The sequence below is a fragment of the Stenotrophomonas sp. 107298_Sma genome (assembly GCF_056480345.1).
In genome coordinates, this window is the sequence record NZ_CM151094.1 from 961,404 (window position 1) to 980,970 (window position 19,567).

The 19,567-nt window shown below is 64.8% G+C and carries 27 protein-coding genes; 6 read left to right on the forward strand and 21 right to left on the reverse strand.

Annotated elements, in window-relative coordinates; all coding sequences use genetic code 11:
• The 21 genes from ACZK2G_RS04415 to ACZK2G_RS04515 form a co-directional block, all read right to left on the reverse strand.
• Positions 1-141, reverse strand: a complete 141-nt coding sequence (locus ACZK2G_RS04415) for a hypothetical protein (protein WP_447384212.1) — start codon at positions 139-141, stop codon at positions 1-3.
• A 41-nt stretch (positions 142-182) separates the two neighbouring features.
• Positions 183-692, reverse strand: coding sequence for a DUF6631 family protein (locus tag ACZK2G_RS04420; RefSeq protein ID WP_478473467.1), 510 nt, complete (start codon positions 690-692; stop codon positions 183-185).
• Positions 692-1,447 carry a phage tail tube protein gene (locus ACZK2G_RS04425; RefSeq protein ID WP_164255626.1) on the reverse strand — a complete coding sequence of 252 codons (756 nt, stop codon included), beginning with the start codon at positions 1,445-1,447 and terminating at the stop codon, positions 692-694. The genes ACZK2G_RS04420 and ACZK2G_RS04425 overlap by 1 nt, the downstream gene beginning before the upstream one ends.
• Before the next feature lie 3 nt (positions 1,448-1,450).
• Entirely contained in the window at positions 1,451-1,663 is a 213-nt protein-coding gene (locus tag ACZK2G_RS04430) for a hypothetical protein (RefSeq protein WP_478474764.1), read from the reverse strand.
• The gene (locus ACZK2G_RS04435) at positions 1,660-2,136 is read right to left on the reverse strand and encodes a phage tail terminator protein (RefSeq protein WP_478474766.1); all 477 of its coding nucleotides are present in this window, start codon (positions 2,134-2,136) and stop codon (positions 1,660-1,662) included. The genes ACZK2G_RS04430 and ACZK2G_RS04435 overlap by 4 nt, the downstream gene beginning before the upstream one ends.
• Positions 2,133-2,666 carry a gp436 family protein gene (locus tag ACZK2G_RS04440; protein ID WP_478474767.1) on the reverse strand — a complete coding sequence of 178 codons (534 nt, stop codon included), beginning with the start codon at positions 2,664-2,666 and terminating at the stop codon, positions 2,133-2,135. The genes ACZK2G_RS04435 and ACZK2G_RS04440 overlap by 4 nt, the downstream gene beginning before the upstream one ends.
• A 9-nt stretch (positions 2,667-2,675) precedes the next feature.
• Positions 2,676-3,170 (reverse strand): hypothetical protein, encoded by a 495-nt coding sequence (locus ACZK2G_RS04445; RefSeq protein ID WP_478474768.1) that lies wholly within the window; start codon positions 3,168-3,170, stop codon positions 2,676-2,678.
• Positions 3,171-3,332: 162 nt separating this feature from the next.
• The gene (locus tag ACZK2G_RS04450; protein WP_478474769.1) at positions 3,333-4,277 is read right to left on the reverse strand and encodes a major capsid protein; all 945 of its coding nucleotides are present in this window, start codon (positions 4,275-4,277) and stop codon (positions 3,333-3,335) included.
• A 25-nt stretch (positions 4,278-4,302) separates the two neighbouring features.
• Complete coding sequence (locus tag ACZK2G_RS04455; RefSeq protein WP_478474771.1) at positions 4,303-4,644, reverse strand: capsid cement protein; 342 nt, start codon at positions 4,642-4,644, stop codon at positions 4,303-4,305.
• A gap of 22 nt (positions 4,645-4,666) precedes the next feature.
• The gene (locus ACZK2G_RS04460) at positions 4,667-5,872 is read right to left on the reverse strand and encodes a hypothetical protein (protein ID WP_478474773.1); all 1,206 of its coding nucleotides are present in this window, start codon (positions 5,870-5,872) and stop codon (positions 4,667-4,669) included.
• Between the two features lie 296 nt (positions 5,873-6,168).
• Positions 6,169-6,738: a phage virion morphogenesis protein gene (locus tag ACZK2G_RS04465; protein ID WP_478474775.1), complete on the reverse strand. Its 570-nt coding sequence runs from the start codon at positions 6,736-6,738 to the stop codon at positions 6,169-6,171.
• On the reverse strand, positions 6,738-8,015 hold the full coding sequence (locus tag ACZK2G_RS04470) for a phage head morphogenesis protein (protein WP_478474777.1): 1,278 nt from the start codon (positions 8,013-8,015) through the stop codon (positions 6,738-6,740). Before ACZK2G_RS04470 ends, ACZK2G_RS04465 begins: the two co-directional genes overlap by 1 nt.
• A gap of 3 nt (positions 8,016-8,018) precedes the next feature.
• Positions 8,019-9,545, reverse strand: a complete 1,527-nt coding sequence (locus ACZK2G_RS04475) for a DUF935 domain-containing protein (protein WP_478474779.1) — start codon at positions 9,543-9,545, stop codon at positions 8,019-8,021.
• Entirely contained in the window at positions 9,542-11,278 is a 1,737-nt protein-coding gene (locus tag ACZK2G_RS04480) for a hypothetical protein (RefSeq protein ID WP_478474780.1), read from the reverse strand. The genes ACZK2G_RS04475 and ACZK2G_RS04480 overlap by 4 nt, the downstream gene beginning before the upstream one ends.
• Positions 11,279-11,836, reverse strand: a complete 558-nt coding sequence (locus ACZK2G_RS04485; RefSeq protein ID WP_478474782.1) for a DUF3486 family protein — start codon at positions 11,834-11,836, stop codon at positions 11,279-11,281. It abuts the gene before it with no gap.
• 4 nt (positions 11,837-11,840) lie between these two features.
• Positions 11,841-12,164 (reverse strand): hypothetical protein, encoded by a 324-nt coding sequence (locus ACZK2G_RS04490; RefSeq protein WP_478473449.1) that lies wholly within the window; start codon positions 12,162-12,164, stop codon positions 11,841-11,843.
• Complete coding sequence (locus ACZK2G_RS04495) at positions 12,161-12,466, reverse strand: hypothetical protein (RefSeq protein WP_478473448.1); 306 nt, start codon at positions 12,464-12,466, stop codon at positions 12,161-12,163. The genes ACZK2G_RS04490 and ACZK2G_RS04495 overlap by 4 nt, the downstream gene beginning before the upstream one ends.
• Before the next feature lie 8 nt (positions 12,467-12,474).
• Positions 12,475-12,981 (reverse strand): lysis system i-spanin subunit Rz, encoded by a 507-nt coding sequence (locus tag ACZK2G_RS04500; RefSeq protein ID WP_478474784.1) that lies wholly within the window; start codon positions 12,979-12,981, stop codon positions 12,475-12,477.
• Positions 12,981-13,499 carry a lysozyme gene (locus ACZK2G_RS04505; RefSeq protein WP_478474785.1) on the reverse strand — a complete coding sequence of 173 codons (519 nt, stop codon included), beginning with the start codon at positions 13,497-13,499 and terminating at the stop codon, positions 12,981-12,983. The genes ACZK2G_RS04500 and ACZK2G_RS04505 overlap by 1 nt, the downstream gene beginning before the upstream one ends.
• A gap of 192 nt (positions 13,500-13,691) precedes the next feature.
• Positions 13,692-14,309 carry a hypothetical protein gene (locus ACZK2G_RS04510; protein ID WP_478474787.1) on the reverse strand — a complete coding sequence of 206 codons (618 nt, stop codon included), beginning with the start codon at positions 14,307-14,309 and terminating at the stop codon, positions 13,692-13,694.
• 102 nt (positions 14,310-14,411) lie between these two features.
• Positions 14,412-14,786: a helix-turn-helix domain-containing protein gene (locus tag ACZK2G_RS04515; RefSeq protein ID WP_099590020.1), complete on the reverse strand. Its 375-nt coding sequence runs from the start codon at positions 14,784-14,786 to the stop codon at positions 14,412-14,414.
• A 113-nt stretch (positions 14,787-14,899) separates the two neighbouring features.
• Here ACZK2G_RS04515 and ACZK2G_RS04520 point away from each other — a divergent pair, with 113 nt between their 5' ends.
• From ACZK2G_RS04520 to ACZK2G_RS04545, 6 genes are read left to right on the forward strand one after another with little or no spacing between them, the layout of a single operon-like run.
• Positions 14,900-15,109: a hypothetical protein gene (locus ACZK2G_RS04520; protein ID WP_024957605.1), complete on the forward strand. Its 210-nt coding sequence runs from the start codon at positions 14,900-14,902 to the stop codon at positions 15,107-15,109.
• Positions 15,106-15,339, forward strand: a complete 234-nt coding sequence (locus tag ACZK2G_RS04525; RefSeq protein WP_478474789.1) for a hypothetical protein — start codon at positions 15,106-15,108, stop codon at positions 15,337-15,339. The genes ACZK2G_RS04520 and ACZK2G_RS04525 overlap by 4 nt, the downstream gene beginning before the upstream one ends.
• Positions 15,336-15,629: a helix-turn-helix domain-containing protein gene (locus ACZK2G_RS04530; RefSeq protein ID WP_049449813.1), complete on the forward strand. Its 294-nt coding sequence runs from the start codon at positions 15,336-15,338 to the stop codon at positions 15,627-15,629. Before ACZK2G_RS04525 ends, ACZK2G_RS04530 begins: the two co-directional genes overlap by 4 nt.
• On the forward strand, positions 15,629-16,579 hold the full coding sequence (locus tag ACZK2G_RS04535) for a hypothetical protein (protein WP_478474791.1): 951 nt from the start codon (positions 15,629-15,631) through the stop codon (positions 16,577-16,579). Before ACZK2G_RS04530 ends, ACZK2G_RS04535 begins: the two co-directional genes overlap by 1 nt.
• Position 16,580: 1 nt before the next feature.
• Entirely contained in the window at positions 16,581-18,395 is a 1,815-nt protein-coding gene (locus tag ACZK2G_RS04540; RefSeq protein ID WP_478474793.1) for a hypothetical protein, read from the forward strand.
• Positions 18,392-19,567: an AAA family ATPase gene (locus ACZK2G_RS04545; RefSeq protein ID WP_478474795.1), complete on the forward strand. Its 1,176-nt coding sequence runs from the start codon at positions 18,392-18,394 to the stop codon at positions 19,565-19,567. The genes ACZK2G_RS04540 and ACZK2G_RS04545 overlap by 4 nt, the downstream gene beginning before the upstream one ends.

The following is a 19,567-nucleotide window of genomic DNA, read 5'->3' on the forward strand; positions in this document are numbered from 1 at the left end:
TTACTCCAGTTCCTTCAGCAAGGTGGTCGCCGGATCACCCCCGGCATAGGCAGCGCTGGTGTCGGTAATGCGCTCCCGCCGCGCTCGCCGCTGCTGGGCTTGGACATGCTCCCAAGCGAGCAGGATCTGGCGCTGCGTCATCCGACCGATATCTGCAAAGCAGCGCCCGTAGCCAGCACAGATCAGGTCGGTGAAGACGCGTCCGTAGCCGACTGGCTCACCTTTTTGCCGACGGCGTTGCGCAGCAGCCGGCGCAGCAAAAAATTTCCATTGGCCTGCCACCACAGCAGCAGCATCTGCTCGCCATCGGTTTCATTGAGCGTTTCCAGCCACGCTTCCTGCGCCCGCACCTCGGCGGCAGCATCCTGGACCTCACCCGATGCAGGGGCGATGGCGCAGGCCAGAAGGTGCCGAATCAGGTCAGGGTGCGAGAGCAGCACATCGGTGACCTCCAGCATTGAAGGTGCGTCGCGCCCCTCGAAGAGCGGCTGCAGGTCGGCCAGCAGCGGCGCGGCGGCCGGCAGGATCCGGGCACCTTCGAAGAATCCGTACTCGCGCACGATGATGGTCTTGCCGCCGACCTGGCGCTGCTGCTGCGCGGCCAGGATGTCCAGTTCGTCGGCAATGCCCTCCGGTTCCGGCGCACCGGATCCGGAGGGCACCTCGGCCTGGTTACCGATTCGGGTGGCCATCAGGCCGCATCCACCAGCATGACGCGGGCGTACAGGCCGAATCGTGGATCGGACTGGCGGACCGGATCGATCTTGGCCTCGCCATTGAGCACGATCTCACCGAAGGTATCGTTGATCAGCGGCAGGGATTCAGCCGCCGGGAACGAAATGCGGTTCACGTCGGCGCGGACGCGCTGGGTGGCACCGTCGACACTGTTGACGGCGTCGAACAGTGCGTAGTACTCCGACTTGCTGCTCTCGAGCACCTTGACCACGCTGTGTGCGGCGTACTGGTAGGTCTTGGCGACCACCGCGGTCTTGGTGGTCAGGAAGGTGATGATGCCGGTAGCGAGATTGACGGTGTAGTCGGTGTCGAGCACCAGCGGTGCCGCCGGCGTGCCACCCTCCAGCACCAGCGTACTGATCGCGGCGTACTCCAGCGCGACCACGTCGCCCGGCTTGACGGCACCGATGGCTTCGTTGGCGGCCGAGCCCGACGCCAGGTCCAAACGCGTGCCGTCGGTGGCCAGCGCCAGGTTTTCGGTGTTGATCTGACCCAACGTCAGCCTTACGCCCAGGGTGCGCTCGGTGGTCATGGTGGCGGCCACGCCGCGCACACCCGACCAGCTCTCCTTCTTGTTTTCACGGGTGCTGGACATGGCCAGCTCCAGGACGCTGCCGTCATACACCCAGCGCGCCGGCGCACGGCTGCCGTCAGCATTACGCAGGCCCAGATACACGCGGCCTTGGAACGAGAAATATTCGGTCTTGGACATGGCTTACTTCGCCTCCTGGGCGATGGCAGCGGCCGGCAGGCTGTTGGCCTTGCGCGACGTGTTGGAGGTGGAATCGGTGTCGGGAGCGTCGATGAAGCCCTGCTCAACCGCCCAGGGCACCAGATCGGCGGGGATCTCCACTGTTTCGCCGGCGGCAATGGGCTTGCGCGACAGCGTCAGGCCCGGCTTCTTGATCGTGTACTTCTGGGTGGTCATCGCGGGATCTCAGGTTGAAGAAGGGCTTGGGTCTTCCATACGTCGACCCACAGCGCGATAGCGGCGTCGTAGTCCTCGAGGTTGCCCTCGATGAGCTGACAGGCACGGCCACCGGCAACGGGCGGCGCCCAGCCCAGCAGCGGTTGGCGAACCTTGCCCAGCAGGATTCGGAGCTCGTCGATCACCTGGGCGCCGCGCTGTTCGCGATAATTGCGGCACACGGTCACCACCGCAAAATTCACTTCGACCAACTGCGCCAGGCGCGTTTGCTGGCCGGGAAGCGAAGCGCCGGTCTTGGTCTCCAGCGGCATCTCGCGGGCCAGCAGCACGTAGCAGCACGGCGCAGGGAAGTCGCGCAGCGCCTGGACGGCGGCGTAATCGGCACTGCCCTGGATCTGACGCAGATCCTTGTCGCTGACGCCATGACGGATGCGATCGCGCACCAAGCCAATGTCGAAGGGCTGCGTACTCACCTGCCGTAGTCCTGCAGAGTGCGGTGGCTGAACTCCCGCGGCGGTGCACAGACCTCGGGGGCGCCACCGCTCGGGGCCGGCAGCGGGTCATCGGCGCCGAGGCTGAACTTGCCATCGCGTACCAACTCCAGAAAGCGCAGGGCTTCCTTGTAGTCGCGCACCACCGGATCAGTCCGTTCCTCGGTGTTGACCCGATCCTTGTGCAGCAGGTAGCGCGCAATCCATCGCGCCCAGGTGGACACGATGCCCGGTACCGGCGCCGGCAGCGGCACCGGATAGGGTTTGGGTTTGCGCATGACCAGGTAGCCGTTGATCACGCCATCGGCATCGTCCAGGGCGCGCTGCACGTGCGCAGCTGCCTCATCGGCGATCGCCACGTCGGCCGGGCCGAAGGCGCTGCGATCCCTGCCGAGCAACGTGGCATCCATCAGCGCATCGTCCACGATCGGATAGCGCTCCGGCGTGGCCACCTGCGCCAGTTCCTGGGTGAGCTTGGCCGCCGACAGTAGGGCGAGCGTGCAGTAGGACATGGCGGCCGGTTACTCCAGGCCTTCCGGGTCTGCGGCTTCGATACCGAGGACGCCGGCATCCTGGTAGTCCTGCGCTTCTTCCCAGCTCATCTCGATCCAAGCCGGTGGCTTTACGACCACGCCGTTGTGCTTGAACGGGCTGAGTACTTCGAAGCAGGCAGACAGCCAGAGACCATTGGACAACGCGGGATCCGTCGAATGGTCGCCCGTTGCAACAGCATCGAAAGAGGTAGAGGCGTCACCCGAAGGCGTACCCGCCTCGGCGCCGGCATCCTGGTCCGTTGCAGACTGATCGCCCGGCGGTTGGTCGACGGCAGCGCCATCGGTCTTCGAGGCGACCGTCTCGGTGGGCTGCAGTTCGCCGCGGCCCTCCTCCGGAATCGAGCCGTCCTGCGCCGGCGACGCGTCGGCAGCATTCTCTTCCGTGACGTCCGGCACATCGGCCGGCTTGCCGTTCTGGACGGGCTTGGGTGCGCTGGGCGGCGCAGTGCGGGGCTTGGCCACGACAAGATCTCCGAATAGGTGTGGTGCCGTGCTCTCCGGCTGTCACGCATGGTTTTGCTGTGCTGCGCACGGCCAGGTCCCGCGTTCGCCTGGTGTTGCCGCTCGCTGGGTTGTACGGATGAGCGACAGCCAATCCGGCGACGTCCTGTCGCCGGCGGCCAATTACAGACCGGCGCCCTGAATCAGGTAGCCGGCAGCCATACCGGCCAGAACAGGCGTGGCATCGTTGCTGACGCCGTAGATCCAGCTCTTGGCGCTGTTGTCCCAGTAGGGAACTTCGACCAGCGGCATGCCTTCGATGCGATAGCCGTAGCCGTAGCTGGGTTCCTCGACGTTGGCGTTCACGTCAGCGCCAGGGCTGACGTAGGCCAGGACAGCCGAAGTACCCCAGACATCACCGAATGCGCCGTTGTCATCGGCCACCACACCGCCGCCGACGACAATGTTGTCGATCTCGAAGATCTGCTTGAGCAGGTCCAGGGTGACCTTGCGAATGCCGGTACTGGCCGAGCGATCAATCAGCTTCGGATGCTGCTTGAGCTGCTTGAACGACTTCGCTGACAACAGCATGGTGTTGGGATACAGGCCGATGCTGTCACGTACCGCTTCCTTGCCGGTTTCGACGTCCTGCGCCGGATTGGAAGCGGCGTTGGACCACACGTTGTTGCCAGCCAGCGCGACCTTGTGGTCGTTGTCGTAGTTGGCAGCAGTGGTGGCGATCTTGGCGCTGTCCACCTCATATTCCAGCAGGAGCGAGCGCAGCACGGTATTCACGGCGCGGGTGCTCAGGTTGATGCCCGGCACCTGGCTTGCATCACGCATGTGCTCACGCGGCACCGGCGCTTCCAGTGCGCTCGGCACAATGGCGTACGGCTTGCCCTCATAGCCGAAGCGGATGCGCTTGGTGTTGGCACCCGGAGCGCGCTTTGCGTTGTAGATCTTGAAGGATTCCTTGCCGAACTCGATCACCTGGCCGCCGTAGGCGGCGACGTCAGCGAAGGGGAACAGCGAGGTGGCCACGAGCTGCGCCTGGCGGTAGCCACGGGCGTGTTCGGAGAGGATCGGGTCAACGACGCGAACCTGGCCGGGGGTCATCTGTGCGGACATGTAAATCTCCTGCGGCGCTTGCCGGTCAGTTCGGGATGAGGATCACTTCGAGCACGTCGCCGTCGGCGGCGGCCTTGGCGCCAGGTGCCGCGCGGGCCACGACCTTGCCTGCATCGGCAGTGATGGCCTTGCCATCTGCGCCCACCTGGATGGAGGCGCCAGCTGCGATCGCGCCACCAGCGGTGACCTGGGTGGTTCCCAGGACGTCAACCGGAGCAAGCTGCCCGACCGCGGCATCGGAGCGCGTAACGCCGTAGCTGTTGCCGCCGGCAGCTGCTACGCCACCGGCCGGGGATACGAAGCGGTTGTTGGTGAGGGCTGCCGTGGCCAGCACGGACAGAGTGAGCAAAGCGATGTTCTGGGACATGGTGGGCTCCTGGATAGATGAGTCAGCCGCCGACCGCGGCGACTGCAGCTGCCCAGGGCGTGCCAGGGTGCTGCTGTTGATAGGCCTTGGCCTTGTTGAAGAGATCCGCACGGCCCGCATCGACATGCGTCCCCGGCGGCGCCGCGAAGCTCACCGCTGCGTTGGGCACGTCTCCACCGGACTTCTCACTGAAGTCCACCGCCTTGGGCAGGCTGGTCAGCAGCTCGCGCAGCACCGATTCGGCCGGCTTGGATACCGTCGTTTCGCCCTCGGCGAAGTTCAGCGGCTCCTTGCCATTGGGCTGAGCCAACAGCAGTTCCACCACGGCCGGCTGCTGGCGCGGCAGCAACTTGCCTTCCTTCACCAGGCCTTCGGCGAACGCCACCGCGTCTTCGCGTCGCGCGGTCTGTTCACGGGCGGCGAGGGCCTTTTCGCGAGCGTCCAGGGTGGAAGCCTGCTGGTCGAGCTGCTGCTGACGCTGCGCCTGTTCGGCGTTGTGCTGCTGGGACATGGGATCGATCTCCGATTTGACCTGTTCACGAGTGAGAGGCGTTGCCTGGACGGGCGCAGGCGCATCCAGGGCGCTGCGCGGAAGCTGGGTGAGCAATGGCGACGCGAAGAGGGCCGACGTGCGCGAGTTTTCGTCATCGCGTGTGCTGCTCTCGATGCCGCGGATCTGCCAGTCCGGAATGACCTGGTCAGCCGTCTCCAGGCCCTGGGTATCGATCAGCCAGTCGCGGAAGCGACGGAACAGATCCGTCAGCGTCCAGCCCAACGGGGCCAGCGACATGGCAAAGCAGGCAGCGTCATCGCCGTCGGCGAACGAGGCCGACTTGAGCCCCTTCACTGCCGGCGGCTGTGCGCCCAGGAAGCCGATGTGGCGCAGGTAGTACTTGCCCGGTGTCGGGTTGCCCGGCGAATCGGGCATGAAGATCGACGCGCTGATCTTCTTGAAGCGGCCGTTGTTGGCCAGCTCCGCGAAGGCAGGATCGACCTGGTGCGGTTCGGCCATCAGCAGGCCATCCTTGGCCAGAAGCGCTTTGCCCCAGCCATAGGCCGGATCGTCGGTCTTGGGATGGCCCACCACGATGGGCGCTTCGTGCAGCGCCGGGTCGTAGCTGTCGGCGATCTGCTGCACATCCGCTTCGCTGAAGGTCAGCTCACGGCCGTCTTCGGCAACGTGCGTGCCGGCTTTGAAGATCTGCAGGGTGGCGGCGGGCTGGTTCATGCCGCCAGTTTTCCCGCGTCAGAGCGCACTGTCTTTGAAACTGGTTTCCAACTTTCGAAGGTGGCGACGGACTGGCTCATGCCCTCCGTTTTCCCGCAGTACCGTCTCACGTATTGGGACGGCCATCCGTGAGAAACATCCAGCGCTGATGCGCATCGCGCATGCGGCGATCAGCCTGCGCACAAAAACGCATTGGCGCGCGCCGCAGAGACGTGTCAGACACCGAGCAGGGCCGGGGCAGGTCCGAGTGTGGCGCGTCGCATGTAGAGGCGCGCACAGCGCCTCCTACGCGATGATTACTTGAAGGCGTCGCTCACATGATCCTGGGCGATATCCAGCAACTCCTTCTCATCCTCGCGACTGACGCCAAGCCAAGGGCGAGCCGGCATAGTGATCGTATAGGCAGGCAGCGTGACCCAACGCCGATAGCGCTCATTCTGGCGGCTGGCTTTGACGAAACGACCTCCGCCTTTTCCCTTCTTCAAATGCACGCGGGTCGAGCGCGCCGGACGACTGATCGTTCCGCCACCCTGATGGATTGCGCCATAGGGTGCGTTGGTTCCCACCAGGATCGCTTCAGTTCCATCCAGCTGCCACGACGCCATGTCACCGAGCATGTGGAAGTCGAATTCCAGGATTGGCCGGCCTGGACGCTTCCGCTGCTTGTAGCGCTTGTACGACGGTGACAGCGCTCGCCACTTCCGACCTGATGGGGCGACCTGCTGTTTGCCGCGGCGGCGCGTAGAGCTCAGCAGGTACTCGCCCCAGTCCTTCAGGAGCAGTTGCCGTGCTTCGCCCTCCAGCTGGCGCAGTGCATCGGCCAGTGCGGGCGTTGCCGTATCCAGGGTGACTTCAAGACGCGCCATCAGAGCGCTCCCTGCAGCAGCTGCAGTGTGCCGTCGGCGACGCTGCGTTTGAGATCAGAAGGCATCAGCATCTGCAGCTGGGGTTGAATGATGCTGACGCCCGTTTCCGAGATGGCCACGTCGACCACCATGAAGGCTGGCCGGCCCACCGCCAGGACATAGCGCAGGCGGCCGGCGGCCACGTCCAGCAGGATGGCCACCGCATCGAGCAGGCGGATCGGCAGCTCAGCCGCAGCGATGGCCACTGCACCAGGACGCGTGATGGGGAGCTGCTCGGCCAGCACAGCGAAGGCGGCCGTCGCTGGGCGAACGGTGGCACGCTGCAGCTGCGACACCAGCCCGGGAGCCAGCGCGCCGGCCAGGTAGCGGGCAGCATGTGCTGTGTCGGCATCAATGCTGGCCAACCAGCTGGCATAGCCGGCCTGCAGCGCGTCCCTGGCGCGCGGCCGCGCCAGTGCCTGGGCCGCACTAGCGGCGGCCGGTGCTGGCGGCAGGCGGGCTCCCGTTTCCAGCACGTTCTGCAGAGCGGAGGTCAGTTGCCCGGTCAGCGATGGAGGTGTTGCCGGACCGCCACGGCCACTGGGCCAGTGGTCGGCCGTAGCACCTGGCGCGTAGCCGAAGCCAGGATCGACGCCTGCTGGCGTCAGCACGGTACGCGGCCCGCCCGGACTGCGCTGCCCGACCATCACCGACTGCATGACGATCTCGGGAGCCGTGTCGGGGCCGTCCTTGCCCAAGCGGCGCAGATCGCGCTCGTTGAGCGCATCGACATAGCACTGGCAGCCCCAGCCGTTGGCCGGATAGTGGTAACGCCACCACGGATCGTCGTGGCGCAGCACCAGGCCATTCCAGGACACGTGCAGCGGACGCGGATGTTCGACGGCATCGTTGTGGTTGTAACGCCAGAACGGCCGCACCTTGATCAGCTGCTGCAGCTGGGCCCACCGCCCGGCGTTGTAGCTCTGCCGCAGGTTGGTCTCGTAAATCACCCGCGAGCGCCAGTTCCGGCCGCCGTTGTAGTCCCAGCCATGCGTGGCCACGATGCGGTCGAAGTCCTCGCGGAACTGCTCCAGCGTGCGGCCTTCGGCGATGACCCGGTCAATAGACTGTCGGAAGTCGGCAAGCAGCGCGTCACGATTGGCGCCGGCCACCATGAAGCTGGTGTCGTGCTCGGACTCCCAAACGTCCAAGTAGCTCTCGGTGAGCACGTTCTTCTTGCGACGGAAGAACTCGATCTGCTCCTGGAATGGAAGTTGGGCGTAAGCAACCCCGGCCATTGGTCAGTCTCCTGCGCCCTGGACGTCGGTACGACCAGCCAGCGTCGCTGCCGTCATCGCATCGGCCATCACCGACGCGTAGTCGTCCAGGGTCATGTTCGGGTGCAGCTCGAACAGGCGGTCGCGCAGCTGCTCCAGCGAATCGACCTCATCGACCAGCTGGCGGATCTGCTCAACCCAGCCAGCACCAATGGGCGACAGCCGGCGATCGAGCTGCCGGCCCAGGTCGACAGCGGGATCCGGAGTCCTCGGCGCACCGTCGGCAAAGGCGGCTGGATAGTGCCTGCGCAGCAGGCTGGCCACAGTACCGCCGACATCAGCGAACTGGGCGCCATCGATCGCCGTCGGTAACGCAGGCGGCTCCTGCGGCGCCTGGACAGGCTCGTAGTTGTCGCCGTAGGTCTGATCCATGTAGACCTGTTTGGGCTTGTAGCCCAGGTCGAGGATCTTCTTGTCACGGCTGGCCGTAGCGTCCAGATCCTCCGGCTCTTCGGTGACGCGGTAGACCCGCGGGATGGCCGCGCCGGGGAAGTTCCATTCGGTGAGCCAGCGCGCCGGGCCCTTGTTGAAGGACTCGCACACCAGGTCGGCATCGGAGGTGATGATGTCGCGGCGCACTTCGCGCTGCAGCTGGTCGTTGCCCAGCTTGCCGGGGGAGCCCCGGGTGCTGGCGGTCTGGCCCAGCACTACCTTCTGGATGGTGGCGTCCATGTAGTCCTGCAGGGCTTTGTAGTCGGCCGTGCCACTACGCCCGGCCTCCAGCAGCTCCAGCTCCATGCCCTTGGGCATGATGATGCCGCTGTCGGTCTGGATCGCGCGTGTGGCCTGCAGCAGCTTGGACTTCTCCGGATCGGTGGCCTCGCTGTCGTACTTGCCCACCGCGGTGGGCATGCCGAACTTCTCGAGGAAGATCAGCCAGAACTTGAGCCCGTTGCGCTTGAACAGCACGGGCCAATAAAGCCAGTGCGCCAGGCCCAGGCCGTAGGGCTCATCGTCGTGGTCGGCACCGGAGCAGAAGTTCCAGAAGTACGGCGCGAGTGCCGGCACGCCCTCCGTCATCTCCGTCTGGGTGAGCAGGCGCAGGTCACCTTCCTTGCCGTAACGGAAGCGCCGGCGGTTGCGGACCTTGATGTCCTGTAGGCCGATGCGGGTGCCGTCGACCTTGTACAGGATCTCGGCCACGCCATAGCCGTAGAACACGCCGAACAGCATCTTGCGGGTGACGTTGTCCCAGCCGATGCCATGCAGCTGCTCCTGCAGATACTCCGCGGCCTGGCGATCGATGCGCTTCTCGCCACCGGGCTCCACCTGCCACTCGCAGGCCACCACCGAGTCCTGGCGCGAGCCGAAGGTGGTTTTCACCTCCGGATCGGACAGCACCTGCTCGTAGATCTGCAGGTCATAGCCGCCTCGATTGCGCAACACGCTGTCAAAGGGCAGCAGCAGCGGCCCGGTGTAGCCACGGGTGATGTCGATGCCATCGGCGGTGGTGGCGATCTCGCGGCCGATCTCTGGGCGGGCGATGGTCATGCGAATCCTCCAAAATCATTGCCGCCGCTGACGGTGCCGAAGGCATCGTCAGTCACGACGGTGGCCACGCCGTCCGCCCGGCCATCGCCGATGTAGGCGCGGGCGCCAGCGGCCTGAAACTCGATGGGCACCGAGGTGACGTGGTTGAGCGCGGCAAACTGCATCAGTACGCCTGCGATCGCGCCGTCGCCGTGACGCACCAGCTCGGGATCCTGCAGATCCTTGCGCTCCAGCCGCGGCACCATCGGGATGCCATCGACGTACTCCACGGCGCGGTGGTCATCCTCCAGCGATGCGTCCCTGGGCAGGGTGAGGAAGCCGTCTTCGAACAGCGCGATGTACTTGGGCATCCATTCGCTGTACCACGGCCGCGACAGGGTGACCTCGTGGATCGGGCCGCCGCTGTAGCGCCCCGTCTCGGCATCGAGCTCGGCCCGGCCGTAGCGGTCGCCGGTGTATTCCATCAGGGTCTGGCCCGGCCCGGTGGCGTCGCCAGCGAACGACCAGCGGCCAGGGAATCCTTCCTTCAGCGCGTCCAACAGCGCCCACAGGATCTGCTCCTGCTGGCGGGTGGGCGCATTGGCCATCTCGATCAGGAATGGCACGTCGCGGCGCAGGTCCTGACCGACCTTGGCCGGGGTGATCACGGAAAAGTGGCGGTGGCGAGCGAAGTCCATGCCGATCGCCCAGCGCCCCGTGAAGCCTGCGACCGCAATGCGCAGTGCCGGCAGCAGCGTGGTGGCGATCCAGACCGCGCACCAGATCTCGCGCTCCTTCTCCGAGCGCTTGGGGAAATCATCATCGAAGACCAGGCGCAGCACAGGCCGAGCCTCGGGCATGGCCCGGTCGATCCAGACCGAGGGGATGGCCGAGCCATCGCCATCGCGCGGGATGACGTCCAGCTCCTCGCGCATGGCGGCCTTGCGCGGGCCATAGGCCGAGCGGATGGCGGTGTACCACTCCTTCTTGCCCTCGGCGGTGGCCACCTTGCCGCGCATGGCGCAAACCCGCTCGTACAGCCCGTTGGACACGGCATCATCGAAGCTGATGCGGATGACCCCGGCCTTCTTGCCGTAGCGACCGGCCTGGACGTCCTGCACCAGCTGGTTGAACGGGTTCTTCTTGCCGCGGTGAGTGGACCACACGCGGATCCGGCCACCCCAGATCAGCAGCGCGGTGGCCGATTCGAGCACCTTGGCCACGTCCTTGTGCAGCGCCGCTTCGTCCAGATCGACCACGCCCTGCAGGCCGTGGATGTTCTCTGGGCGAGAGGACAGTGCCGTGATACGGAACCCGCTGGCGAAGCGAACGCGAAATGCCTGGATCTGCCGGCTGGTGCCGTCTGGCTGCTGGTCCTGGAAGATGTGCTGCTCGATGCGCGAGGCTTGGCCCTGCGCAATGATCGGCGCGAATTTGGCCACATAGCCGATGAACTCCAGACCCTTTTCCTTGGTGTCGGCCATGTACCACACGTTGTCGCCGCCGGCGTCCTTCGCCGAGGCTGCGGTGATAGTGTCGCTCAGCGCCTGGGCGAAGGTGATGCCGGTGCGGCGCCCCTTCTCGCAGACCGCGATATTCAGCCCTTCCTGCATCCGGATCCATTCGGACTGATGGGCCATCAGCACACCGGCCTTGCTCGGATCGAAGTTGGCCGAGATTGAGCGCACGCTCTCAGGCAGCTCATCCCAGTCCAGGACGCGCTCGGTATCCGGCAAGGAACCCAATGTGCTCACTTAGCCGACTCCATGCAGCACCCTGTTGCGCCAGAATTCCACGCCCTCGGCGTCCAGGCCCTTGGCCCGTGCAGCCTCTTCAACCCGGCTGGCCGCGTCGATCAGCGCCTTCTGACGGATCTCGCCGGCAAACTTCTCGCGCACAATGGAAGAGCGGGTCAACTCGGCAATGGCCTTGGCCGCCTTGCTGTACAGCGCAATGCGATCGGCGGGGGAAATGCTCTCATCGTCCTGGTCGGCCGCCTCCTGGAACTGCAGCAGTGCTTCGAACAGGTCGGTCTGCAGCAGGCCCATCAGCGCGCTGCCGCGCTCAGCGGCGCTATCTGGCGCCTGCTCGGCCACCAGCTTCATTGCCTCGGTGCTGGCACTGATCGAAGCCAGGCGGCGCTTGAGCCGCTTGGCCCGCTCGTTGACGGTGGTCTTGCTGATCTCGTAACCCTGCTCGCCCAGCCACTCGGACAGCGAGATGCTCCCGCCGAAAGCATTGGCGACCAGTCGCCGATCCAGTTCGTCGCGCACCTCTTCGGGCAACAGGTCGATCTTGCTCACGGGAGGCATGGCGTCACCAGTACTTGACCGGCCGGGCAATGCCCGGTCCGCAGTCAATGGCGTACTCCACAATGTCCACACCGTGACGGGTCAGCTCCGCCGACCACGGCCCGGAAGGGGATTTGGTCAGCTCGATCAGGCGACGGGTGTCCAGGTAATCCAGTTCCCGGCGCACTTCCAACGCGGTGGCATCCGGGTACATGTCCTGAGCGGCGCCGGCCAGAACCGATTCACCGATCGGATAGGGGCGAGAGCGATCCAGCACCAGCAGCATGAGCCAGCGCAGCTGCTCTCGACGCAACTTGCCCAGATCCGGGCCCTGATTTCCGTGACTCACGACTTGCTCCCCTTGTCCTTCATATTCATGATTTCCTTCGCCACCGCATCGATCTTGGCCTCGATCACGCTCTGCCCGCGGGCGTAGTCCTCACGCCGGACGTAGTCTTTGGCCACTTCGATCCGGAAGTTGTTGAGCTCGCCCTCGACGTCGCGCCAGCGCTTACTGTCGTTGAGCAGGATCGCCAGCTGCTGATCGGTGCGCTGTTGGAGCTGGGCAACGAGCCAGCGACCACCCGCGATCAGCCCGCCGAGCAGGCTGAGCCCGATACCGGCAAACCACACCAGGTAGATCGGCTGCATCTCAACGATCACGGGGCGACCTCGGCGGCTGGGCGTTGTCCGGTGAGGACACCGATGACGCGCTGGCAGGAGCGGACGTGGTCTTCGGCTTCGGTGACGATTTGAAGAGCAGCTCCCGCAATCTCTGGACGTAGTTGGGCGCTCGCATCACGTTCGATGGCGCCAGCGACGGCTTGGGACAGGCGAGCGGTGTGACAGGTGGCGAGGTCGTCGCGCAACTGGAGATCGCCAGCACGCACGCCAGCCACAACAGCAGCAGGGATGGACGCGGACGTCTCCCGTTCGGTTTCATGTTCGTCTCCGATCTGAGCCATTGCCTTGGCTTGGGTGTGCTCGGTGTCCCGAGCACTGCGCTCGCTGTCCAACTGCGATTGAAGTGTGATCACGTGCTGCCGCGCCTTTGCATCGCTGGCCTGCGCGTCCAGGGCATTGCCGCGATAGAGAAGTGCTGCGGCAATGGCGATCAGCAGGAGCACCAGCAGCAGGGAAACCGTTGCGGTCAGAGCGCGGAGCATCAGTACCGCCCCTCGCACATCGCGCGCTCAGCCGCGCGGCGACGCTGCAGACCCTTGTAGGGCTTGCCGCCGGCATTGGCCCACTGGCTCAGCTGCGCACAGGCCAGATCCCAGCGCCCCTGATTGGCGTACACACGAATGCGCGGTTGCTGGCCGTTGCGCAGGAAGCACAGGCCATCCTTGACCCCAGCGCCACCGGGACCGACGTTGAAGGCGAACGACGTCAGGGCAGCTGCCTGGTAGTCCGTCATCGGCACCTTGATGCAGCTCTGCACGGTGTTCCAGGCGACGCCGAGGTCCGACTGAAGCAGGCGCTCGCATTCGGCGCGGGTGTAGGTGCGCTGTTCTACCTTGGCCGTATGGCCGTAGCAGACCGTCAGCTTGCCGACGACATCACGATAGGGCTGGGCCGAGTAGCCCTCGAAGGGCTGCACCAACCCGAGCAGCAACGCCAGCATGGTCGCCAGCATTCCTCCCGCGATGGGCAGTGCCTTGTTACCGGGTTGCTCTGCTGCCATGCGCCATCTCCAGGGAAAGATGGCCGACGGGCAGACGAGGATGCCCGTCGGCCAGGTGCGCCAGTGCGCGCCAAACCGATGGGCAGAGTTTCAGCGTTTGGCTGAGCGTCGTCTTTGAAACTGGTTTCGAGGAATCTCACGCGCGCGCGTGAGAGGGTGGGCACCCGTCACGATGTGCTTAGAAGCCGAAGACTATTCGCTCTTGGGCTTATGTGCTTCCCACCAGCTCTTACCGGAAGATGCCGGCACCTCGCCCTTCACCCTGTCCAACTCAGGCTCGACCGTGTGCCCTGCAGCTGTTGGGCTTTGCTCGCCACGCGCGTCATTTTGAGTGAGACCTTGCGCGGCAAGGGCAGTTTGGATCCGCCGTGTGGCGTCCGCCGCCGGATCAATGAACAAGCGCTTCATCGTGGGTGGATCAAGTGCAACACCCTGCATATCCGATATGCGTTGGAATGAACCATCAGGATTGAAGACGAGGACGACTTGCTTGGTTTCGACGCTGCCTCGAGCGGTGAACCAGTTGACCTTCGATTCAACAAACGTCCACGTGTAGACGGCCGACCCAGTAATTCCAATCTGCGAGTTCTGAGGCGACGTGCCGAGTGCAGTTATGGCGTCCTGAAGTGTCGATTTACCCACTTCAAGCCGAGCAAGCTGTTCGGCACGGAAGTCCGCACCAACTGTAGCCTTTGCGGCACAAAGCACCAGAACAAGCAGCGCACTCGAGGCGATGCGAAGCAATGCCGATTTCGGCTTGATGGAAGATTCGTTGCCATACAGTGCCGACGCGAATTCCGTGCTTTTCATGTATTCAACTCCCTGCAGATGAACTGTCACCCGGTGACCGGTATCAGGGCACTAACCCTGATGTTTCGTTGATCGAAGCTCGGCGAGGCCACGACGTTCGCACTACGCCCTTGTTCGCTTCCGAACTGCGCGAGACGCTCCCGCCTTGATGTCCTTCAATAGCAGTCCCTCCAGTAGCCCGAGAGCCACGGAACGGCTGGTGTCGGAAAGTGCCCAGAAGGTATCTACCAGTTCATTGAACTGCATGACTTCGGGTTCCGACATTCCTGGCCGGGCAATGCTGCGTAGCCCCGTCAAAACATAAAGCGGATCCACCCCGGAGTCCGCCAGCGCCGCAAGCCTGGCGGCTGGCGGACTGGATACGTCCCTCTGCCAGTCGATCACCGTGTTTTTCTTCGCGCCAGCGAGTTCTGCGAACTCGGGCAGCGTGAGCCCCAGGCGCTCCCGCTCAGCCTTCAGACGGGTTCCGATAGTCATACGAAATTCCATGCCATATGTGTTGACAGGCACGGAAATCCGTACCATGATTACTTCCACTGGCAGCGCTTAGAGCAGCCAACCAATGGAACAAGGATCAAAGGATACACGCGATGAGCGAACCCGCCCCCAGCCTGGATCTTCACCTCAAGGTCCGCACCGCCTTCGTTGGCAAGGGCACCAGTCTTCGCGGCTGGTGCATGGAGAACGGCGTTCCGCCGCAGAACGCCCGAGACGTCCTCATCGGGCGCTGGAATGGCCCGAAGGGTCAGGCCCTGCGGCGCAGGCTGCTGAAGGCCGCTGGCCTGAGTGCCTCGGCATGAACGCCCCCGGCCGCCCCTTGGATGAGATTCCGACCCGCGAACTGGAGCTGCGGCTCGCCTCAGCCCGCGACCAGTACGCCACCGCCGTCAACAACTGGCAGCGGGCCGTCGAGTCGGACGAGCCGCTGGCCAACACCCTGCCGCTGGCTGGTGCCGTGGACGCAGCCGACCGCCGCGCCGTCCGGATCCTGAAGGAGCTGGCACGCCGTCAACAGGGTGCTGCGGCATGAGCGAGCAGAGCATCTTCGCCCGCCTGCTGTTCGGCCTCGCTGGGCATAGCCGCTCCGGCCTGCGCCTGAAGCAAATCGCCGATGGCATCGGCGAATCACCCAGCACCACGCTGCGCAACCTGCAGCGCCTGGCCGAGGACGGCCTGGTCGAGCGCTCCCCCTATGACCAGGACAACTGGCGTCTGTCCCCCCGAATTGTCCAGATCGCCTTGGCACATCTCGACGAGGTGCTCCGCGAAGAGCGGCAGCTGGACGACTTCAAGAACCGCTACAGCCGTAGCCCCAACTGATGACGAGGATCGAAATGGCAGAGAAGCAACCCAACAAGCGTGGCGCTAAGCCGCTCGCCCAAGCCGAGTCTGTAACCCCGGAACTGGATACAAGCAATCTGGCCGACCGCAGCCAGGAGTTGGTCATCCTGGGCGAACACCAGGGTGAGGTGGTGGATCAGTTCGGTGACGGCCTCCCGTGGCACCCGGACCACTATGAGAACGCCATCCGGAGCGAACTGCGGCGCGGCTGCGAGGCCTTCCTGCGTGCAGGCCGCTATCTGGTCGTGGCCAGGGAATGCGCTACACACGGCGAGTGGTCCGGGATGCTGGATCGACTGGGAATTGAGGGTTCCCAGGCTCGCCGAATGATGGAAGCCTCCAAGCGCGTAGCCGCGCTGCCAAATCGTGCGAATTCGCACGATTTGATCGCCGCCACCAAGAGTCAGAGCCGTCTTATCGAGCTCCTCTCTCTGCCGGAGGAGCAGTTCACCGAACTGGCCACGGAGGGCGAAACCAACGGCCTGACGCTGGACGACGTGGAGCACATGTCCTTCCACGAACTGCGCGCCGCCATCCGCGACGCGCGCGCCGACCTGGACGCAAAGGATCAGCGCATCACCAAGTTGAGCGACGATCTCAACAGGGCGGAGGAGAAGACGGCAAAAGCTCAGAAGAAGTGGAAGAAGGCCACGCCTGACGAGCAGTCCCAGGAGCTGCTGACCCAGCTGGAACAGGCGGCCGGCCAAGTGCGCATCGCCATCGCCAGTGGCAGCGAAGAAGCCGGATTCAGCGGTGCAGTGATCACGCTCATGCAGCACGCCGAGCAGCACGACCTCAATGTTGATGAGCAGGTGGCCGGGATCATCGCCAGCCTGATCAACGACCTGCGCCTTGTCCGCGACCACCAGGAGGTGGGCGTCACGGTGATTCATGACCGCCGCCTGGCCGACTGGAAGCGGGAGGGCTGATATGGCTCTCAGCGCCAGCTTGATCGAGCAGGCCGCCGCTGACCTGCTCTGCGCTGGGCACGGCCAGAAGCGCGCCATTGCCGAGCGATATGCCGCCGAATGGGGCTGCAGCGTACAGACGTTGTACCGACAGGTCTCGAAGCTGACCTGTTCGCTGAAGCCTCGCAAGCGCCGCAGCGATCGGGGCAACTCCGACTGGACCCAGCAGGAACTGGAACTGATTTCCGCTGTGTTGCTGGAGTCGCGTCGCGGCACCGGCAAGCGCCTGGCCAGCATCGGCGAGGCCATTGACATGCTCCGCGCCAATGGCATGGTGCGCGGCGAGACTGTAGATGCCGGTACCGGCGAGATCCGACTGCTGAGCGAGAGCTCTGCAGCCAAGGCCTTGCGCACCAACCGCTTGCACCCCGATCAGCTGTCGGCGCCCGCACCGAAGGTGCAGCTGGCCAGCGAACATCCCAACCAGGTGTGGCAGGCCGATCCAAGCCTGTGCGTTCTGTATTACCTCAAGCGGCAGGATGGCCTGCATGCGATGCCGGCGAGCGAGTTCTACAAGAACAAGCCCAAGAACTTGGCTCGCGTGGAGAACGAGCGTGTCTGGCGCTACGTGTTCACCGATCACACCACCGGCACTTTCTACGTGGAGTACGTGCTGGGTGCCGAGAGCGGCGAGAACCTGTGTCGCACCTTCATCAACGCCATGCAGTACCGCGGTGCCGCTGATCCGTTCTGTGGCGCGCCGATGATGGTGATGGTGGATCCGGGCAGCGCCAATACGGGTGCGATGTTCAAGAACCTGTGCGCTGCCCTGGGCATTCGCATCTGGATCAATCAGCCAGGCCAGCCGTGGGCGAAGGGCCAAGTCGAGAAGACCAACGACCTGATCGAGCGCAAGTTCGAGCACCGCCTTCGCTTCGACAACGTGCAGAGCTTGGAGCAGCTCAACGCGTCGGCGTGGCGCTGGATGCGCAACTTCAATGCCACCGCCCAGCACACCCGGCACAAGTCCTCGCGCTACCAGGCGTGGATGACCATCAAGCCCGATCAGCTGCGCTTGGTGCCGGCGGCGGAGGACTGCATGAAGCTGGCCACTCGCGCCCCGGAACTGCGCAAGGTCAACCCGCTGCTGCGTATCAGCTTCCTGGGCAAGACCTTTGATGTGTCCGGCGTGCCGGGCGTGATCGTGGGCCAGAAGCTGACCGTTGCCCGCAATGCCTTCGGCAGCGAATTCGGTGCACAGGCACTGTTCACCGACGACGCTGGCCGCGACACCTGGTACACGATGGAGCCACTGGAGGCGGACGCATACGGGTTCACCGGTGCTGTGGCTGTCGGCACATACCGCGCGCACGCCGACACACCGGCGGACACAAACCGCAAGCGGGTCGAGCGCCTGGCGATGGATGCCGAGACCGATGAGCAAGCCAAAGCCCAGCGCAAGGCCAAGGCAATGCCGTTCGGTGGCCGTATCGACCCCTACAAGTCAGTACAGCAGGCGCCGGAGATCCAGCACCTGCCACGCCGCGGTCATCGCGTCGACGTCGCGGTCCCCGACGTGGTGGAAGCCCCTCGCTTCACGGTCGATTCGGTCACGCCCATCCGTTCCGAACTGCCGCCACTGAACCATGTGGAAGCGGCCATGCGCCTGAAGCCTCTGCTGGAGGCGGCGGGTTCGGCCTGGACGGCGGATCACTATGCCCGCACCGCCCAGCGCTGGCCTGACGGGCTGCCGGTGGATCAGGTCGAATCCTGGGCGCAGATCCTGGCAACACCGGAGCGTGGCGGCCTGCGCCTGCTGGAAGGGGGCGCCGCATGACGCTGCGTTTGAAGCGCCTGCTCACCGATGCCGGCATCAAGCAGGGAGACCTGGCCAGCGCTGCAGGCCTGAGCCGTCCGGCCCTCAATGCCTTGATCAACCACGGCCAGCTGCCCACCAGCTGCGATCCGGCAGCGGTGCGCGCTGCCATCAGTTCCTGCCTGACCCAGCACGGCGTAACCGACGCCCACTGGCATGAAAAGGAGGGGCCGACGTGCGGAAACACGCCGGCCCCGGTTTCCCCACCGCAAGACACCAATAACGACAACGACATCCACGACGAGGAAGATCCCATGCTACTGCGTTTCCAGGTATTGACCCCACAGGCCAAGCGTCACTTCGGCCTGACCACCAATCCTTTCGCTGACCCGGCCAGCGCCGAAGAGGTGTTTCTTTCGCCGGATATCCGCTATGTCCGCGAGAGCATGTACCAAGTAGCCCGTCACGGCGGCTTCGCTGCGGTGATCGGCGAGAGCGGTGCGGGCAAGAGCACCCTGCGCGAAGACCTGGTCGATCGCATCCAGCGCGAGGAGCAGGCGATCATTGTGATCCAGCCGTACGTGCTGGCCAGCGAAGGCAGCGATGCGGTGGGCAAGACCTTGCGCAGCCACCACATCGCCGAGGCGATCATGGCCGCCGTCGCACCGCTGGCCAAGCCCAAGAGCAGCCCCGAGGCCCGCTTCCGCCAGCTGCATGAATCGCTGCGTGACAGCGCTCGGTCCGGGCACAGTCACGTGCTGGTGATCGAAGAGGCCCACAGCCTGCCGCTGCCGACGCTGAAGCACCTCAAGCGCTTCCGCGAGCTGAAGGATGGCCTGCGCCCGCTGCTGTCGGTGATCCTGATCGGTCAGCCCGAGTTGGGCGTGAAGCTCTCCGAGCACAACCCGGAGGTACGCGAAGTAGTACAGCGCATCGAGATCATCACGCTGCCGCCGCTGGACAACGAGCTGGGCGCCTACCTGGCACACCGCTTCAAGCGTGCCCAGGTGCCGCTGGACAAGGTAGTGGAACAAGGTGCCATCGACGCGCTGCGCACGAAGCTGGTTCCTTCGCGCGGTGCTGGCTCGCTGCTGTACCCGCTGGCGGTGCAGAACGCGCTGACCGCCGCAATGAACCGCGCCGCCGACCTGGGCGTGCCGACTGTCACCGTTGACGTCGTGCGGGGGGTGTGA

What these genes read in the sequence shown, in the direction of transcription:
- ACZK2G_RS04415 (WP_447384212.1), bottom strand. Translation starts at nt 141, where the DNA reads ATGACGCAGCGCCAGATCCTGCTCGCTTGGGAGCATGTCCAAGCCCAG.
- ACZK2G_RS04420 (WP_478473467.1), bottom strand. Translation starts at nt 692, where the DNA reads ATGGCCACCCGAATCGGTAACCAGGCCGAGGTGCCCTCCGGATCCGGT.
- ACZK2G_RS04425 (WP_164255626.1), bottom strand. Translation starts at nt 1,447, where the DNA reads ATGTCCAAGACCGAATATTTCTCGTTCCAAGGCCGCGTGTATCTGGGC.
- ACZK2G_RS04430 (WP_478474764.1), bottom strand. Translation starts at nt 1,663, where the DNA reads ATGACCACCCAGAAGTACACGATCAAGAAGCCGGGCCTGACGCTGTCG.
- ACZK2G_RS04440 (WP_478474767.1), bottom strand. Translation starts at nt 2,666, where the DNA reads ATGTCCTACTGCACGCTCGCCCTACTGTCGGCGGCCAAGCTCACCCAG.
- ACZK2G_RS04450 (WP_478474769.1), bottom strand. Translation starts at nt 4,277, where the DNA reads ATGTCCGCACAGATGACCCCCGGCCAGGTTCGCGTCGTTGACCCGATC.
- ACZK2G_RS04455 (WP_478474771.1), bottom strand. Translation starts at nt 4,644, where the DNA reads ATGTCCCAGAACATCGCTTTGCTCACTCTGTCCGTGCTGGCCACGGCA.
- ACZK2G_RS04460 (WP_478474773.1), bottom strand. Translation starts at nt 5,872, where the DNA reads ATGAACCAGCCCGCCGCCACCCTGCAGATCTTCAAAGCCGGCACGCAC.
- ACZK2G_RS04465 (WP_478474775.1), bottom strand. Translation starts at nt 6,738, where the DNA reads ATGGCGCGTCTTGAAGTCACCCTGGATACGGCAACGCCCGCACTGGCC.
- ACZK2G_RS04470 (WP_478474777.1), bottom strand. Translation starts at nt 8,015, where the DNA reads ATGGCCGGGGTTGCTTACGCCCAACTTCCATTCCAGGAGCAGATCGAG.
- ACZK2G_RS04475 (WP_478474779.1), bottom strand. Translation starts at nt 9,545, where the DNA reads ATGACCATCGCCCGCCCAGAGATCGGCCGCGAGATCGCCACCACCGCC.
- ACZK2G_RS04485 (WP_478474782.1), bottom strand. Translation starts at nt 11,836, where the DNA reads ATGCCTCCCGTGAGCAAGATCGACCTGTTGCCCGAAGAGGTGCGCGAC.
- ACZK2G_RS04495 (WP_478473448.1), bottom strand. Translation starts at nt 12,466, where the DNA reads ATGCAGCCGATCTACCTGGTGTGGTTTGCCGGTATCGGGCTCAGCCTG.
- ACZK2G_RS04500 (WP_478474784.1), bottom strand. Translation starts at nt 12,981, where the DNA reads ATGCTCCGCGCTCTGACCGCAACGGTTTCCCTGCTGCTGGTGCTCCTG.
- ACZK2G_RS04505 (WP_478474785.1), bottom strand. Translation starts at nt 13,499, where the DNA reads ATGGCAGCAGAGCAACCCGGTAACAAGGCACTGCCCATCGCGGGAGGA.
- ACZK2G_RS04510 (WP_478474787.1), bottom strand. Translation starts at nt 14,309, where the DNA reads ATGAAAAGCACGGAATTCGCGTCGGCACTGTATGGCAACGAATCTTCC.
- ACZK2G_RS04515 (WP_099590020.1), bottom strand. Translation starts at nt 14,786, where the DNA reads ATGACTATCGGAACCCGTCTGAAGGCTGAGCGGGAGCGCCTGGGGCTC.
- ACZK2G_RS04520 (WP_024957605.1), top strand. Translation starts at nt 14,900, where the DNA reads ATGAGCGAACCCGCCCCCAGCCTGGATCTTCACCTCAAGGTCCGCACC.
- ACZK2G_RS04525 (WP_478474789.1), top strand. Translation starts at nt 15,106, where the DNA reads ATGAACGCCCCCGGCCGCCCCTTGGATGAGATTCCGACCCGCGAACTG.
- ACZK2G_RS04530 (WP_049449813.1), top strand. Translation starts at nt 15,336, where the DNA reads ATGAGCGAGCAGAGCATCTTCGCCCGCCTGCTGTTCGGCCTCGCTGGG.
- ACZK2G_RS04535 (WP_478474791.1), top strand. Translation starts at nt 15,629, where the DNA reads ATGACGAGGATCGAAATGGCAGAGAAGCAACCCAACAAGCGTGGCGCT.
- ACZK2G_RS04540 (WP_478474793.1), top strand. Translation starts at nt 16,581, where the DNA reads ATGGCTCTCAGCGCCAGCTTGATCGAGCAGGCCGCCGCTGACCTGCTC.
- ACZK2G_RS04545 (WP_478474795.1), top strand. Translation starts at nt 18,392, where the DNA reads ATGACGCTGCGTTTGAAGCGCCTGCTCACCGATGCCGGCATCAAGCAG.